The sequence below is a fragment of the Georhizobium sp. MAB10 genome, assembly GCF_045012825.1.
Taxonomy (GTDB): Bacteria; Pseudomonadota; Alphaproteobacteria; order Rhizobiales; family Rhizobiaceae; genus Georhizobium; species Georhizobium profundi.
Map to the genome: position 1 here is coordinate 2,577,194 of NZ_CP118314.1, position 16,062 is coordinate 2,593,255.

16 protein-coding genes are annotated in these 16,062 nt (G+C 61.7%); 1 reads left to right on the forward strand and 15 read right to left on the reverse strand.

Annotation, left to right across the window (positions count from 1 at the left end; all coding sequences use genetic code 11):
• From PU133_RS12205 to coaD, 4 genes are all read right to left on the reverse strand, one after another.
• On the reverse strand, positions 1-396 hold the full coding sequence (locus PU133_RS12205; RefSeq protein ID WP_404861927.1) for a hypothetical protein: 396 nt from the start codon (positions 394-396) through the stop codon (positions 1-3).
• Positions 393-902, reverse strand: a complete 510-nt coding sequence (locus tag PU133_RS12210) for a peptidylprolyl isomerase (protein WP_126010406.1) — start codon at positions 900-902, stop codon at positions 393-395. Before PU133_RS12210 ends, PU133_RS12205 begins: the two co-directional genes overlap by 4 nt.
• Before the next feature lie 32 nt (positions 903-934).
• Positions 935-1,441, reverse strand: coding sequence for a peptidylprolyl isomerase (locus tag PU133_RS12215; protein ID WP_404861928.1), 507 nt, complete (start codon positions 1,439-1,441; stop codon positions 935-937).
• A gap of 73 nt (positions 1,442-1,514) precedes the next feature.
• Complete coding sequence (coaD, locus tag PU133_RS12220) at positions 1,515-2,021, reverse strand: pantetheine-phosphate adenylyltransferase (protein ID WP_404861929.1); 507 nt, start codon at positions 2,019-2,021, stop codon at positions 1,515-1,517.
• 351 nt (positions 2,022-2,372) lie between these two features.
• On the opposite strand from coaD, the gene PU133_RS12225 reads away from it, so the two are divergent.
• A complete protein-coding gene (locus tag PU133_RS12225) occupies positions 2,373-2,507 on the forward strand; it encodes a hypothetical protein (protein WP_404861930.1) in 135 nt (44 codons plus the stop codon).
• Between the two features lie 137 nt (positions 2,508-2,644).
• On the opposite strand, the gene gyrA is transcribed toward PU133_RS12225, so the two are convergent.
• From gyrA to frr, 11 genes are all read right to left on the reverse strand, one after another.
• On the reverse strand, positions 2,645-5,476 hold the full coding sequence (gene gyrA, locus PU133_RS12230) for a DNA gyrase subunit A (RefSeq protein ID WP_404861931.1): 2,832 nt from the start codon (positions 5,474-5,476) through the stop codon (positions 2,645-2,647).
• A 122-nt stretch (positions 5,477-5,598) separates the two neighbouring features.
• The gene (gene lpxB, locus PU133_RS12235) at positions 5,599-6,792 is read right to left on the reverse strand and encodes a lipid-A-disaccharide synthase (protein WP_404864523.1); all 1,194 of its coding nucleotides are present in this window, start codon (positions 6,790-6,792) and stop codon (positions 5,599-5,601) included.
• Positions 6,793-6,806: 14 nt separating this feature from the next.
• On the reverse strand, positions 6,807-7,673 hold the full coding sequence (locus PU133_RS12240; protein ID WP_404861932.1) for an LpxI family protein: 867 nt from the start codon (positions 7,671-7,673) through the stop codon (positions 6,807-6,809).
• A gap of 7 nt (positions 7,674-7,680) precedes the next feature.
• Positions 7,681-8,490 (reverse strand): acyl-ACP--UDP-N-acetylglucosamine O-acyltransferase, encoded by an 810-nt coding sequence (lpxA, locus tag PU133_RS12245; RefSeq protein WP_126010411.1) that lies wholly within the window; start codon positions 8,488-8,490, stop codon positions 7,681-7,683.
• Entirely contained in the window at positions 8,487-8,954 is a 468-nt protein-coding gene (fabZ, locus tag PU133_RS12250) for a 3-hydroxyacyl-ACP dehydratase FabZ (RefSeq protein WP_245451555.1), read from the reverse strand. The genes lpxA and fabZ overlap by 4 nt, the downstream gene beginning before the upstream one ends.
• Position 8,955: 1 nt before the next feature.
• Positions 8,956-10,023: a UDP-3-O-(3-hydroxymyristoyl)glucosamine N-acyltransferase gene (gene lpxD, locus PU133_RS12255; RefSeq protein ID WP_126010413.1), complete on the reverse strand. Its 1,068-nt coding sequence runs from the start codon at positions 10,021-10,023 to the stop codon at positions 8,956-8,958.
• Between the two features lie 71 nt (positions 10,024-10,094).
• Entirely contained in the window at positions 10,095-12,437 is a 2,343-nt protein-coding gene (gene bamA, locus PU133_RS12260) for an outer membrane protein assembly factor BamA (RefSeq protein ID WP_404861933.1), read from the reverse strand.
• Between the two features lie 212 nt (positions 12,438-12,649).
• Positions 12,650-13,783 (reverse strand): RIP metalloprotease RseP, encoded by a 1,134-nt coding sequence (rseP, locus tag PU133_RS12265; protein ID WP_404861934.1) that lies wholly within the window; start codon positions 13,781-13,783, stop codon positions 12,650-12,652.
• Positions 13,784-13,857: 74 nt separating this feature from the next.
• Entirely contained in the window at positions 13,858-14,697 is an 840-nt protein-coding gene (locus tag PU133_RS12270) for a phosphatidate cytidylyltransferase (protein ID WP_404864524.1), read from the reverse strand.
• Positions 14,697-15,392 (reverse strand): isoprenyl transferase, encoded by a 696-nt coding sequence (locus PU133_RS12275; protein WP_404864525.1) that lies wholly within the window; start codon positions 15,390-15,392, stop codon positions 14,697-14,699. The genes PU133_RS12270 and PU133_RS12275 overlap by 1 nt, the downstream gene beginning before the upstream one ends.
• 95 nt (positions 15,393-15,487) lie before the next feature.
• The gene (gene frr / locus PU133_RS12280) at positions 15,488-16,048 is read right to left on the reverse strand and encodes a ribosome recycling factor (protein WP_126010416.1); all 561 of its coding nucleotides are present in this window, start codon (positions 16,046-16,048) and stop codon (positions 15,488-15,490) included.
• Positions 16,049-16,062: the final 14 nt, after the last annotated feature.

Here is a 16,062-nt window from a genome sequence, read left to right on the forward strand (position 1 = left end):
TCAAGGTCCGACGCAGGTCACGGCGTAGGCGCCCGTACCGACAAGTTGGAACGTTCCGGCAGTCGCGAAATCGCGTGCCTCTCCGGTCTCTTCGAGGCGCAATCGCGCCGTCACGGCCTCGACATTCGTGTCGGTGAAATCCACCATCAGCCGCCCGTCTGCGCGGAAGGCCTGACCGACGGCAAAGGCGTCCGCGCCTTCATCGCCGATCGAAATCATCCGGTCGTCGACGGCAATGGAGCCGCCGACCACCTTGAGGACCGGCAAGGAGCCGATCGAAAGCTCCAGCGCCACGCGGTCGTCCTGATCGGCGCAGGTGATCGTGCCGGTCGCGTTGGCGGCCTGCGCAATCGCCGAGAGTGCGAGGACCAGGAGAGCGAAGCGCGGAAGCATCATGCGTCTGCGGCAACCCGCAGCGAAACGATTTGGTCGGGGTCGCGAACGGGCTCGCCCTTCTTGATCAGGTCGATGACATCCATGCCTTCCAGCACCTGACCCCAGACGGAATACTGCTTGTTGAGCCAAGGAGCGTCGGCCAAGCAGATAAAGAACTGCGAGTTGGCCGAATTCGGGCTCTGCGAGCGGGCCATCGAGCATGTGCCGCGCACATGGCTGACATTGGAGAATTCCGCCTTCAGGTCCGGCTTGTCGGAACCACCCATACCGGCACGGCCCGGGTTGAAGTCCTTGCCGCCGCTCTTTCCGAATTTCACGTCGCCAGTCTGTGCCATGAAGCCATCGATGACGCGGTGGAAGACGACGCCATCATAGGCAGTCTCGCGGGCAAGTTCCTTGATGCGCTTGACGTGCTCGGGCGCGAGGTCCGGCATGAGTTCGATCACGACCCTGCCCTTGGTCGTTTCCATCACGAGTGCGTTTTCCGGATCCTTGATCTCGGCCATGGGTCTCTCCTGTTTTCGATTCGTATTTTGGATTATTCGACGCGCACGCTGATCATGCGGTCCGGGCTGTCGACGGAGCCATTGGCTGCCTGATCGCCCTTCTTGATCGCGTCCACATAGTCCATCCCTTCCTTCACGCGGCCGACGACCGTGTACTGGCCGTTCAGGAACGAGCCTTCGTCGAACATGATGAAGAACTGGGAATTGGCCGAGTTCGCATCCTGCGAGCGCGCCATGCCGACAACCCCACGCTCGAAAGGCACATCGGAAAATTCAGCGGGAAGGTTCGGCAGGTCGGAGCCGCCGGTGCCGGCGCGAGGCGCCATATAGCCATCGGTCAGGTCACCGAACTCCACATCGCCCGTCTGGGCCATGAAGCCGTCGATCACGCGGTGAAAGGCGACATTGTCGTACTCGCCGGCAGCGGCGAGCTCGCGCAGGCGCTGCGCGTGTTGAGGTGCCACATCGTCGAGCAGGTCGACGCGCACGATGCCGTCCTTCAATTCGATGACGAGATCACCAGCTGCCTCTTGTGCCATGGCCGAAAGGCCTCCCAACATAAGTGCGGTTGTCGCGGCCAGCACGAATTTCATCAGGCAATCTCCAATTGGGTCAATTTTGGTCTTGTGCAGGGAAACGCGCCGCCAAAGCCGATCGAACCGAACCCGGAACGAAAGCACTGACATCGCCACCCATCGAAGCGATCTGGCGCACCAATGTGGCCGTAATCGGCCGGGACGAGGCTCCGGCCGGCAGAAACACAGTCTGAATGTCGGGCGCCATCTGGCGGTTCATACCGGCCATCTGCATCTCGTAATCGAGGTCGGTCCCGTCGCGCAGGCCGCGGATCAGGATCGAGGCGCTATTATCACGCGCCGCATCCACAACGAGATTGCCAAACGCGACAACCGTGACGCGGGACAAAGCGTCCGGCAGGACTTCCTTCAGGGACGCGCGAATGAGATCTGCGCGTTCTTCGAAGCTGAAGAGCGGCTTCTTGCCCGGGTGGATACCAATGCCGACGACCAGTTTTTCGCCGAGTGACAATGCCTGCAGCAGCACATCGAGATGGCCGTTGGTCAATGGGTCGAAGGACCCGGGATAGAAGGCAGTGGTCATTGGTGGTTCCTCGGCATCGGCTGCCTTGTGTCACGCCGTCGGTCGTCGCGCAAGCAACGGCGCCTCGACCTTCAATGGCCGATGAACGCGAAATGAATGGCCCGTTCAAGTCTGGCTCAGCGATACACTGCTTAAAATCCAAGTATCGAGTGAAACCTTTTTTGGACGCCTGCGTTCATTGAGCATAACGGAGACTGGAACCATGCCTCTTCTGATCCTCGCTATCGTCATGTTCATCGCTATGACAGTTGCCACTGCAGTGGCGCTGAGCAGCGAAAACCGGCAGTCCAAGTCTGTGCGTAACCCGGTTCGTCACCAATACTATTGAGCTCAAGCTTAAAAGAGCACGCCATGCTGACGACCCTGACCATTTTTGCCGCTTTTATTGCGTGCGTATTGATTACAGATGTGGCGGCCATGCTGACGCAGATGAGACGAGAAGCAAAACAAGCAAGAGCAAGAGCGCGGACCACGCGCCGCTTTTAGATTTGCCTCACGGCAAAACGACTGACTGACCTCCAGTCCGAAGTTTGGGTTTCCCTGCCCCGACGAGGACAAATCAAAAACCGGTCGCGTTCCCTCCGCGACCGGTTTTTTTGTATTCCGATGACAGATACAGCAGCTTATTCTTCGCTGCTGCCCGTCTCTTCGTTATTCCCGCTCGCATCGTCGGCGTCGCTCTCGCGCGCGATTTCTTCGAGTGCGTCCGCCTCGGCGGCTTCCTCAAGCACTTCGTCGACGGCTTCCGGCTCCGGTTCGCTGATGCGCTCGACCGAAACCACGCGTTCGTCCTTCGAGGTCGAGAAGATCGTGACGCCCTTGGTCGCACGGCTGGCGATGCGGATGCCACTGACGGGTACCCGAATCAACTGGCCGCCATTGGAGACCAGCATGATCTGATCGCCGCGCTCGACCGGGAAGAAGGCCACGAGTTCACCGATTTCCCCGATCTTGGCGATGTCGGTTGCCCGGATGCCCTTGCCGCCACGTCCGGAGATGCGGAAATCATAGGACGATGAAAGCTTGCCATAGCCCTTGGCGCTGACGGTCAGAACGAACTGTTCGCGGGCCTTCAGCTCCTCGAACCGCTCATTGTTGAGGTCGACGGCTTCGACGACGTCTTCTCCCACCAGCGTGACTTCTTCTTCATCACCATTCGCCGAGCGCCGCTCTGCCGTTGCCCGCTTCAGGAAGGCAGCGCGTTCGGCCGGATCCGCATCCACATGCGACAGGATCGCCATGGAGATCACGTGATCGCTGTCAGCCAGCGAGATGCCGCGAACACCGATCGAATTGCGGCCTGCGAAAACACGCACATCCGTCGTCGGGAAACGGATCGACTGTCCGAGCGCGGTCGTGAGAACGACGTCGTCGTGCTCGGTGCAGGTCTCAACGTTCAGGATTTGATCGCTCTCGTCGTCGAACTTCATGGCGATCTTGCCATTGCGGTTCACCTGAACGAAATCCGACAGCTTGTTGCGACGGACCGTTCCCCGCGTCGTGGAGAACATGACGTCGAGATTGGCCCAGCTTTCCTCATCCTCGGGCAGCGGCATGATCGCAGTAATGCGGTCGCCATGCTCGATGGGCAGAAGGTTGATCAGCGCCTTGCCGCGAGACTGGGGCGTGCCGATCGGCAGGCGCCAGACCTTTTCCTTGTAGACGATGCCCCGCGAGGAGAAGAACAGCACCGGCGTGTGCGTATTGGCAACGAAGAGGCGCGTGACGAAATCCTCGTCGCGCGTCGCCATGCCTGAACGACCCTTGCCGCCACGGCGCTGCGCCCGATAGGTCGCAAGCGGCACGCGCTTGATGTAGCCCGAGTGCGAGACGGTAACGACCATGTCCTCGCGGGCGATGAGGTCCTCATCGTCCATGTCGGGGCCGCCATCGCCGAGCTCGGTCCGCCGCGGCGTGCCGAATTCGTCTTTGACGTCGCGCAATTCCTGCTTGATGATCTCACGAATGCGGACGCGCGAAGAAAGGATATCGAGGTAATCCTTGATCTCCTCGCCGATCTTGTTGAGCTCGTCGTCGATTTCCTCCCGGCCGAGTGCGGTGAGGCGCTGCAGACGCAGCTCGAGGATGGCGCGCGCCTGTTCCTCGGAAAGATTGTAGGTGCCGTCCTCGTTGATGCGATGGCGCGGATCGTCGATGAGCCGGATGAGCGGCGCAACGTCCTTTGCCGGCCAGCGGCGCTCCATCAACTGCTCGCGTGCAGCCTGCGGGTCCGGCGCATTGCGGATCAGGTGGATGACTTCATCGATGTTGGCGACGGCGATCGCCATGCCGACAAGCACGTGGGCGCGGTCGCGCGCCTTGCGCAGCAGAAACTTGGTGCGCCGGGAGATGACGGTCTCGCGGAAGGCGATGAACGCCCTCAGCATGTCCATCAGGTTCATCAGCTCCGGCTTGCCGCCGTTGAGCGCCACCATGTTGCAGCCGAACGAGGTCTGCAGGGGCGTGTAGCGATAAAGCTGGTTGAGGATCACGTCGGCATTGGCGTCGCGCTTGAGCTCGACGACGACGCGGTAACCCTGCCGGTCCGACTCGTCGCGAAGGTCCGAGATGCCCTCGATGCGCTTGTCGCGCACCAGCTCGGCCATCTTCTCGATCATCGTCGCCTTGTTCACCTGATAGGGAACTTCGGTGATGATGATGGCTTCGCGGTCGCCTCGGATCTGCTCGAAATGCACTTTGCCGCGCATGACGACCGAGCCACGGCCGGTTTCGAACGCGCTGCGGATGCCGGAGCGTCCAAGGATGATGCCGCCCGTGGGGAAATCGGGACCGGGAATGAATTCCATGAGCTGGATCAGGTCGAGCGACGGATCGTCGATCAGCGCGATGCAGCCATCGACCAGTTCACCGAGATTGTGTGGCGGAATGTTCGTCGCCATGCCGACGGCGATGCCGCCCGCGCCGTTGGCGAGCAGGTTCGGAAACCGTGCCGGCAGCACCTTCGGCTCGGAGCCGGAGCTGTCGTAGGTTTCCTGAAAATCGACCGTATCCTTGTCGATGTCTTCAAGAAGCTCATGCGCAAGCTTGGCCAGCCGCGCTTCGGTGTAGCGCATGGCCGCCGGCGGATCGCCGTCGATCGAGCCGAAATTGCCCTGCCCGTCGATGAGCATCGCGCGCAGCGACCAGGGCTGCGCCATGCGCACCATGGCGTCGTAGATCGCGCTGTCGCCGTGCGGGTGATACTTACCCATGACGTCGCCGACGATGCGCGACGACTTCACGTATTTCCTGTTCCAGTGATAACCGCTCTCGTGCATCGCATAGAGGATGCGCCGATGCACCGGCTTCAGGCCGTCGCGCACGTCGGGCAGCGCACGCGACACGATCACGCTCATGGCGTAATCGAGATAGGAGCGCTGCATCTCATCGACGATCGAAACCGGCTCTATGCCAGATGGGCCCTGCGGCCCGCCGGGGGGAACTATCTCAGTCAAAATGGATCACGTTCTCTAAGGTCAGATTCGGCTTGCCGTTTATAGCGAAACGGTGCGGTCAAAGCCAATTTCGAGGGCTCTCGAACGGTGCTTTTCCCGGCCTTTATGTAGGAATTGCGCATTCAATGCGCAATTGCGGAAGGATCGCCGGTCACGTTTGGACGATCGATGAAACGAAGCACGATTTCGGCTGCGTGCTCGCTTGGGGTGCGGGTCACCGACATGGCCCTGCGGACGGTATCAAAACCCTCCAGCATGGCCTTGCGCTCGATCGTGTGATCCATCAGACGCAAGGTTTCGCGGGCCAGCCGATTGCCACGGGCCTGATCGTTGAAGAACTCGCGTATGACCGGATAATCAGCGATGAGGTTCGGCAGCGCCGCGCTCCAGCCGGTGATCTTCGAGATCAGCAGTTTGGCCAGAGGGTCGAGCTTATAGGCCGAGACGCAAGGAACGCCGGCCAGTGCCAGTTCCAAAAGCACGGTGCCGGAGGCGGCAAGCGCGGCGTCGGATTGCGCGAAAGCGCCCCATTTCGCGCCCACGACAACCTCAACCTTGACTGGCCAGGTCGCGACCTGCTCGGCAACAAATGCTTGGTGGCGCGCAATCGTCGGAAGGACGAACCGCACGCCCGGACGCAAAGCCGAGAGCTCGGCTGCGGCCTCGGCGAAGACGGGTAGCAGGCGTGTGAGTTCCGATTTGCGCGAACCGGGAAGCAGCATGCAGAGACCGGTCAGCTGCTGTTTGCGCCGGCGGTCCAGCTGCTCGGCCCGCGCGGACAGCAGTCCCATGTCGAACACCAATCGGTGGCCGACATAGGTGGTTGGTGGGCCACCAAGAGCCGCGACAACTTGGGGCTCGAAAGGAAAAACCGACAGCACGTGGTCGACATAGCCGCGCATCGCAGGCGCGCGCTCCGGCTTCCACGCCCAGACGGTCGGGCACACATAGTCGATGACCGGCAGATCGGGAAGCCGCGCCTTCACGCGACGGGCGACGCGGTGCGTGAAATCCGGGCTATCGATGATGATCAGGACGTCGGGCTTGGCCTCGACGATCGCATCGGCTGCCTGACGGATGCGCCACAAGAGCTTGGGGAGCTTCGCGACGACGGCGCTCACCCCGACGATGGAGAGCTCCGAGTAGTCGAAGAGCGAGACCAGACCCTCGCCCTGCATTTCCTCGCCGCCAATGCCGACGAGGTCGATCGAACGGTCGCCCGCCTGCATCTTCATGGCTGCGATCAAATCCGCCCCCAAGCGATCGCCAGATGGTTCGCCGGCGATAATCGCGACTTTGACGCGGCGCGATGTCATGGCCCGGTCGATCATCAATCTTCCCGCGTGACGCCGGCGATGAATATGCCTGCTTCATTGGCAGCCGAGATTGCGGCTTCGCGTTCCAGCAGCAAGGATCGTCCGGCTTCGACGGCAACGCCGGCAAGGCCAGCCTCGATCAGACCCCTCACCGTGCCGGCACCGATCGTCGGCAGGTCTGCGCGTTCATCTTGACCGGGCTTGCAGAATTTGACCAGTACGCCTTTGCGTGAGGTGGAAAGCCGGCCGCGGCGGCGCAGATCGGCGACGCGTGCGAGCATTTCGTCGGTGCCCTCGACGCCCTCTAGCGCAATGACCCGGCCGCCGATTGCAACAGCTGCCTGACCGACATCGAGCAGGCCGAGGGCCAAAGCGGCTTCTCTGCCGGCGACTATGTCACGTTTGCTGGCGGCATCAGGCTCGATCGAGGTCAGAGCACCAAGAGTTGCGACTAGATCGGGCGCCACTTCATGGGCGCCGATGACACGGGCACCAGCGCCTTCGATCAAGGCGATGACCATGCGCAGGACCTGGTCGTCTCCGCCGCGCAACAATGTTCGGACGACACCCGGCATGCGTGCGAGCGTCTTCCAGGTCGGACGGATCTCGCGCCATTCTGGGCGCCGCTTGACGCTTCCCGACAGGATCAGGCGGTCGATGCCGTTGACCCTGACGATACGCTCCACGGCGGCGAAATCGCCTGTGCCGATGCGTTCGTGCTGAAAGCTGGTCCAGTCACCATCGGCCTCTGCGCTCAAGGCAATGATGAAGGGATCTTCGCCCGCGGAACGAATGGCGCGGGCGACATGGGTCGGCAGATTGCCGGCACCGGCGAGGATCGCGACGCGACCCCTGCCCGGCTCTCGGCTGACCGCCGCCATGGAAGGCCTACCGATGAGCCCGGGCCGGCGACGACAGCGCGCGTTCGCTCTCGGCCTCGATGAAATCGATGATTTGCCCGACGGTCTCGTTGCTCGAATAGAGCGCACGTGCTTCCGCTGCGTTCTGGCGCACGGAGCCCGGACCCTGGAAGATGTGACGGAAAGCGCGGCGCACTTCGTGGATGCTGGCCTTGTCCATACCGGCGCGCTGCATACCGATGATATTGAGGCCGCCGAGCACGCCCGGATTGCCGTTGAGCATGCCGTAGGGGATGACGTCGAAATTGACGGCCGACAGACCGCCGATGAAGGCGCGATGGCCGATACGGGCAAACTGGTGGACGGCAGCGCCGCCGCCGATGATGACCCGATCGCCGACCGTCACGTGACCGGCCAACATGACGTTGTTGGAGAGAACGACGTTATCGCCGACATGGCAGTCATGGGCGACGTGGCTATAAGCGAGGAACAGGCAGTTCTTGCCGACCGAAGTCAGCCCACCGGCGTTCGGCATGCCCGGATGCATGGTGACGCCTTCGCGCATCGTGCAGCCTTCGCCGATTTCGAGACGCGTCTGCTCGCCCTTATAGGCCAGGTTTTGCGGTTCGAACCCCAGCATGGCGCCGGGAAATACGCGGCAGCCTTTGCCGAGAACAGTGAAGCCGGTAATCGCGACATGACTAAGGATCTGGCAATCATCGCCCAGCACGACATTCGGGCCGATATGGCAGAAAGGGCCAATCGAAACATTCTCGCCAATGACTGCACCTTCCTCGATGACCGAGGAAGGGTGAACCCGCGCTGAGGCAGAGGTCATTCGTTCTCGCTTTCCTGCTGCGCAAGCATGGCACCGATATCGGCTTCGGCCACCTTGATGCCGCCGACGAGCGCTTCGCAGTGGAACTTCCAGACATTGCCGCGCTGTTTGATCTTGGCAACGTGATACTCCACCCGGTCGCCAGGAACAACCGGCTTGCGGAAGCGGGCATTGTCGATGGTCATGAAGTAGACGAGCGTCGAGCTTTTCGCCTGATGGCGTGCGCAAATCGCGCCGGCAGTCTGCGCCATGCCTTCGACGATGAGAACGCCAGGCATGATGGGATTTTCAGGAAAATGCCCGGTGAAATGAGGCTCGTTGGCCGTCACGTTCTTGATGCCGATCGCCCGTTCATCCCGCACGATGCCGATGATCCGGTCGATCAGCAGAAATGGATAGCGATGGGGCAGCAGACGCATGATGGCCCGCACATCCAGCTCATCCATGGTCTCGGTGCCGGTCATGTCATTCATCCGGCTCAACTCCTACGTTCTTCGAGCTTCTGTTAAATGCGCGGGCGCGGATTTCGGCCATGTCGCGCAGAAAGGCACGCATGGGTCGAGCCGGAATGCCGCCCCAGCGGGCCGCGCCGGGCACATCGGCGGCAACGGCGCTCATACCGGCAATCTGCGCGCCTGCGCCGATCTGAAGGTGTCCCGCGATGGTGGTGCCGCCGCCGATCATGACCTGATCGCCGATCGTCACGCTGCCGGCGATCGCAACCTGACCTACGATCACGCAGTGGCGACCAACGCGGACATTGTGACCAACTTGGACGAGATTATCGATCTTCGTGCCCTCGCCGATCACCGTGTCGTCCATGGCGCCGCGGTCGACGGCCGTGTTCGCGCCGATCTCGACGCGATCCTGGATGATGACGCGGCCGAGCTGCGGGATCTTGAGCATGCCGGCGGGCGACGGCGCATAGCCGAAACCGTCCTGCCCGATCCGTGCGCCTGGATGGATGATCACATCATTGCCGATGAGCGAGCACTGCACGGTGCTGTTGGGGCCGATGGAGCAGTTGCGACCGATCTTGCAGCCGGGTCCAATCACGGCAGCAGCGCCGATGATGGTGCCGGCGCCAATCTCAGCCCCATCTCCGACGACGGCGCTGACATCCACGACCACGCCTGGCTCAAGCTGTGCACCCGGATGCACAAAGGCTTTAGGCGAAATGCCGCTTTCGTTCGTCAGCGTCAGCGGACGCATGGATGAGGGGTAAAGCAGCGCTGCAGCGCGCGCAAAGGCAGACTGGGGTGCCGGCGCAAGTAGCGCGGCGACATTATCCGGAACGGACGGCGCCATGTCCTTGTGGCAGACGATGGCTCCGGCCTTCAACCCGACCAGCATCTCGGCATGACGCCGTGACGTGATGAATGTCAGATCCTGAACGGCTGCGCGAGAAAGAGGTGCGACCGATGTGATCAGACGGTCAGAGAGACGCGGATCGTGCAATTCTGCGCCGATCTCCGCCGCGAGCTGCCCAAGCGGGATGCCGGTATGCGGCGGGAAGAAAATTGGACGATCCATCGGCAGCTTACAGAATGAATGAGCCGGGCATCATGCCCGGCTTTGGATTGCGTGCTCGCGTCGAGAAGCGGTTAGAACCGCGACGATGCGCCGAAGCGGAATTCCTGAACATCGTCGAACTCTTCCTTGGCGACCGGCACGGCGTAGTCGAGACGCAGCGGCCCGAAGGGAGAAGCCCAGATGAGCGACGCACCAACCGAGGCGCGCCAGGTCTGGTCGAAGCCGACGCCACCGACGGTGACGGACGGATCAAGATCAGTCCCATAGAGCGTACCGGCATCGGCAAAGGCTGCAACGCGAAGACCGAAGTCACGCGGGACGACCGGCATCGGCATGGATGCTTCAGCGGACGCGTTGAAGTAGGTCGTGCCGCCCAGCGCATCACGATCGCCATCGGCCAGAAGCTCAGACCGCGGACCGAAGCCACGCGCATCGAAACCACGAATGGTCTCGCCGCCCTGCAGGAACTGGTCGAACACGCGCGCATTGTCGCCGAGCGAAACCATGTGGCCCGCACCAACGGCAACCGAGCCGATGATGTCCTGAGACTCAGACAGCAGCTGGAAGTAGTTTGCCCGACCCGTGAACTTGATGAACTCCGCATCGCCACCGAGGCCAGCGACTTCCATGCCGGCTTCGGCGAAGATGCCGTCACGTGGCAGCTGGCGGTCATCCAGCGTGTTGAAGGTAAGCGTCGGCGAGATCGACGACTTGATCCACGGGCTGCTGGCGATGCCCTGCTGATAGGCGAGCGACAGCGACGAGTCTGTTCCCGTGTAGCGGGTTTCGGCGAAGTTGTAGGCCAGGCCAGCCGTCAGGTTGTTGGTGATGGGTGCTGCGACGCGCAACGTCACACCGGTCTGCTCGTAGCTGTAGTTGTCCGGGCGGTCGTCTTCGACGCGGAACACGTCGAAGCCCGCGGCGAGACGGTAGCCGAGGAAATAAGGCTCGGTGAAGCTGACGCGGTAGCTGCGCGAATTCTCGCCACCACCGGCGGCAACGCGGATGAACTGGCCACGACCGAGGAAGTTGCGCTCCGTTACAGAGGCTTCGATCGATGCACCGCCATCGCTGCCCGTCGAATAACCGGCACCGATCGAGAACTCACCGGTCGGCTGGTCCTGAACATCCACAATGATGATGATGCGGTCGGGCTGCGAACCGGGCGCCGTCGAAATTTCGACCGAGCCGAAATAGCCGAGACGCTGGAGGCGCTCACGTGCACGGCGAACCATGGCCTGGTTGAAGGCATCGCCTTCCGACAGGTCGAATTCGCGGCGGATGACGTAGTCGCGAGTCCGGGTGTTACCGCGGATTTCAATGCGCTCGACATAGGCGCGCGGGCCCTGGTCGATGAGGTAGCTGACCGAAATCGTGCGGTTTGCGAAATCGCGATCGCCACGCGGCGTGACCTGAGCGAATGGGAAGCCGGAGTCAGCAACGCGCTCGGAAATCGCAACGATCGTGTCTTCGACGTCTTCCGCGCTGTAGGTCGCGCCTGCACGACTTTGAACGAGTGCCTGAAGCTCTTCGGTGTTCACGTCGGCAACGGAGCTTTCGACATTGACTGCGCCGAAGTTGTAACGCTCGCCTTCCTGGACGGTGATCGTGACCGTGTACTCGTTGGTTGCCGGATCGAGCTCAGCGAAGGACGATACGACCTGGAAGTCCGCGTAGCCACGGTTGTAATAGAAGCGGCGCAGCAGTTCTTCGTCCGCGCGCAGCTTGTCTTCGGCGTAAACGTCACGGCGCGTCAGGAACGACAGAAAGTTCGAGCGCTTCGTCGTGATCACTTCGCGAAGGCGGCCATCATTGAAGGCCTGGTTGCCGACGAAATTGACGGTCGAGATACGCGTACGGTCGCCTTCGTTGACTTCGAAAGCGAGGTTGATGCGGCCATCGGCGAGCGTGACCGTATTGGTCGTTACCGTGGCATCGTTTCGGCCGATCGCGGCGTAAGCGTCGCGGATCGCCTGAATGTCAGCCTGAACGAGCGGCTCGCTGTAGGGTCCGAGCGGCTTGGTCTGGACGATGCCCTCAAGCTGGCGGTCGCGGATGCGGCTGTTGCCGTTGAAGACCACCTGATTGAGGATCTGGTTTTCGGAAACCGTAACGACGAGCGCCCCACCCTGCTGGGCAATGCGGATGTCGGAGAACAGGCCGGTGGCGAACAGGCGACGGACGGATTCGTCGATATCGGCGTTCGTGAAGTCCTGACCTGGGCGAATGGTGATGTTGCCGCGAACGGTCTCGGCATCGATGCGGCTGTTGCCCTGCACCTGGATGCTGTTGACGACTGCGGCCTGTGCGGCGGTCGTTGCACTCAGGAAAGCAATACCCGCTCCGCTGGATGCAATTCCCGTGGCTAGGGCGACGGCAGACACCGCACCCATGAACTTCGAACCGGCTCTCATTATGAACTCTAACCTTTTTGCCCGAACCACCACACCAGACGGATGCCCCGATTCCGAATAGTCCGTCGTTTTTTACCCGCTTTTGCCCTACAAGCAAGGCTGGCGGTTAATTTCTGTTTACTTCATTTCAAGGCGTGGCCCAAAGGCCACTCCAGCCTTCAAACGTCGTAAACAATCCCTTTATTTTCGGGTGGATAGCAGCGTTTCAGCGACTAACCCAACAGCATGTTGACATCGTTCCAGGTCGCAAAGACCATCAGTGCCAGCACCATCCCCAAACCGATCCTGAATGCCATCTCCTGCGCATTCTCGCCAAGAGGTCGCCCCCGGATCGCCTCAATCGCATAGAAGACCAGATGGCCGCCGTCCAGCATCGGTACCGGCATAAGGTTCAACAGTCCAATGGAAACCGACAGCACCGCGGCGAGCTGGATCACCGCAAGGATGCCAAGCGTCGCCATCTGGCCGGAAACCTGAGCCACCCGGATCGGCCCGCCGAGCTGATCAGCCTTCTCCTGGCCAATGATAATGTTGCGGATGTAGCCGAAAGTGCGGGTGACGATATAGCTCGTCTCGGCAACCGCCTGTCCCGTCGCTTCCAACGGCCCCATCTCGACTGTCCGGAAATTGCCGGTGTCCTGGTTGGTGACGACGCCGATCAGGCCGACTTCCAGGCGATTTCCGAAATTGTCCTCGATCTGCTCGCGGGCCGGAACCAACGTGAAGTCGCGCTCGACGCCATCCCGCTGCATGGTGACGGTGATCTCGACTTCCGGGCGGCTCGATACGTAACGGCGCACATCATCGAAGGTCTCGATCGGGTTACCGTCGATGGCGACGAAGATGTCGCCAGGCGCGATGCCAGCGGTTTCTGCCGCACTGCCCGGTTGCACTTCGGCGACGACTGGATCGGAGACCGGTCGACCATACAGCGTGAAGACAGTGGCGAAGATCGCGATCGCCAGGATGAAGTTGGCGATCGGCCCTGCCGCGACCGTCAAGGCACGGCGCCACAGGGCCGCCCCCTGGAAAGAGCTCCGGCGGTCGGCCTCGCTCATGGCTGCGTAGCCATCATTGTCGGGCACGCTCGCGGCGTTCTCATCGCCAAAGAACTTCACATAGCCGCCGAGCGGGATAGCGGAGAGCTTCCAGCGAGTGCCGTGCTTGTCATTGAACCCAAAGATTTCAGGTCCAAAGCCGACCGAAAATGCCATCACGCGGATGCCGCACCACCGTCCAACCAAGTAGTGGCCCATTTCATGGACAAAGACGACGATCGTCAAAACCACGAGGAATGGCAGAATGTAGCCGGTCAGAAAGGCGAAGGTCGATGCCAGCGCATCCATCGGACGTGTCCCTGCTCAAGAGCGGCGCACCTTGAGATGCGCCTGGAATTCATGTGAGTGACGACTGCTGGGTCCTATCCGCCCAACAGCGCCCAGGCAATCGGTGAACCGCTGGACGAGCTGGGAATCCCGCCCGCGATCACCAGCGCTATGAGAAAGGCTGCAAAAGCGGCAAATACGAGACCGTCGACCCTGTCCATGACGCCGCCGTGGCCCGGAATGAGCCTGCCGGAATCCTTGACCGCGTAACGCCGCTTCATCCAGGATTCGAACAGATCGCCCACCTGGCTGGCGACCGACAGGACCGCGCAGAGGATCGGAATCCAGATCCCTCCCCTGTCCAGTGTCAAAAGCGCAACCGCCGTGCCTGCGGCGATCCCCCCGAACATGCCGAAAATCGCGCCGGACCAGGTTTTGCCGGGCGAAATTTTCGGGGCGAGCTTGCGTCCGCCCAAAGCCCGGCCACAGAAATAAGCGAGAATGTCGGTCGCCCAGACGACGGCGAAGACGAACGCCATTCCGATGAGACCCAGTGCTGTGTCATCGCGTAACGCCGCAAGGGCCAAGCCGGAAAAGCCGGCATAGAGAACGCCGAGGCCCATCCACGGGCCACGGCCGCTTGTCCGGGCGGCGAGAGCAACCGCGCCCGCACCGATTAGGATTGCGCCGGTGGAATAGGCAAAGGCATTGCCGACAATGAACCACATGATGGCGCCCATGCTCGCCCAGCCGACGAGAAAGGCTGGGCGGGACCGGCGTTCGGCCTGCACCATCGTGGTCCACTCATAGTAGATCAGCGCGGCGAGGATGGCGCAGAAGATGCGGAACGGAAGGCCGCCGAACCAGGCCAGAAGCAGGACTGCAATGCCGAGGATGACTGCGGAAACGACCCGCTGCTTCAATTCCAGCTGCATCACGAACCGAGCGCGACATCGCGTTCGGGAACGGCCCCGAAGCGGCGCTCCCGCGAAGCGTATTCATCCAGCGCGCGGTGAAAGGCCGATTTGTCGAAGTCCGGCCAGAGCACCGGCACAAAGACGAATTCCGTGTAGGCCGCCTGCCACAGGAGAAAATTCGACAACCGCTGCTCGCCGCTCGTGCGAATGATGACATCCGGGTCGGGAATGCCCGCCGTATCCAGAAAGGCCGACAGCGTGTGCTCGTTGACGTTGGCCGGCGACAACTCGCCTCGCCCGACCGCTTCGGCCAGACGCTTGGCGGCACGCACGATCTCGTCCCGCCCGCCATAGTTGAACGCGATCACGAGGTGCATCGCGCTGTTGTTGCGGGTCAGCTCTTCCGCTTCGACCAGGAGGCCCAGGATCTCGCGATCCAGCCGCGCCCGATCTCCGATCACACGGATGCGAATGTTCTCCTTGTGGAGTTCCGCCAGGTCGCGCCGGATGAAGAGCTTCAGCAGCCCCATGAGATCGGTGATCTCTTCTTCCGGGCGGTTCCAGTTCTCCGACGAGAATGCAAACAGCGTGAGATAGCGGACACCCGCCTCGCCTGCTGCCTGCACCGTTTCGCGCACGGCTTCGACACCCTTGCGGTGTCCCATGGTCCGTGGAAGGCCGCGCCGCTTGGCCCACCGGCCATTGCCGTCCATGATGATCGCGACGTGATGCGGCGTGGTCAAAGGCAAAACTCCGCTAAGGCTTCGCACCGAGAACGACTTGGTCGCCCGGTCATGCAGGCGCCAATCTAGACCTGCATGATTTCCTTTTCCTTATCGACGAGCAAGCGGTCGATCTCGGCAATGGTCTCATCGGTCATCTTTTGAACCCGATCGGACTGCTGGCGGCTGTCGTCCTGGCTGATGACGCCCGCCTTTTCGTTCTTCTTCAACTCGTCCATGCCGTCGCGGCGCACATGGCGCGCAGCGACTCGCGCGGTCTCTGCATAGTTATGTGCCACTTTGACCAGCTCGCGGCGGCGTTCTTCGTTGAGGTCCGGCAGCGGAATGCGCAGCGTCTGGCCGTCGACGATCGGGTTGAGGCCGAGATTGGCTTCACGGATGCCGCGATCGACGGCGCCGACCATCTGCTTGTCCCAAACCTGCACGGACAACATGCGCGCTTCCGCGACACCGACATTCGCGACCTGGTTGAGCGGCATGCGCGAGCCATAGGCCTCGACCATCACCGGATCGAGTACGTTTGCCGATGCGCGGCCCGTGCGCAAACCGTTGACGTCGTTCTTGAATGCCGTGACGGCACCTTCCATGCGCCGCTTCAGCTCGGAAAAGTTCGTTCCATCAGCCATGATTCATGCTCCCA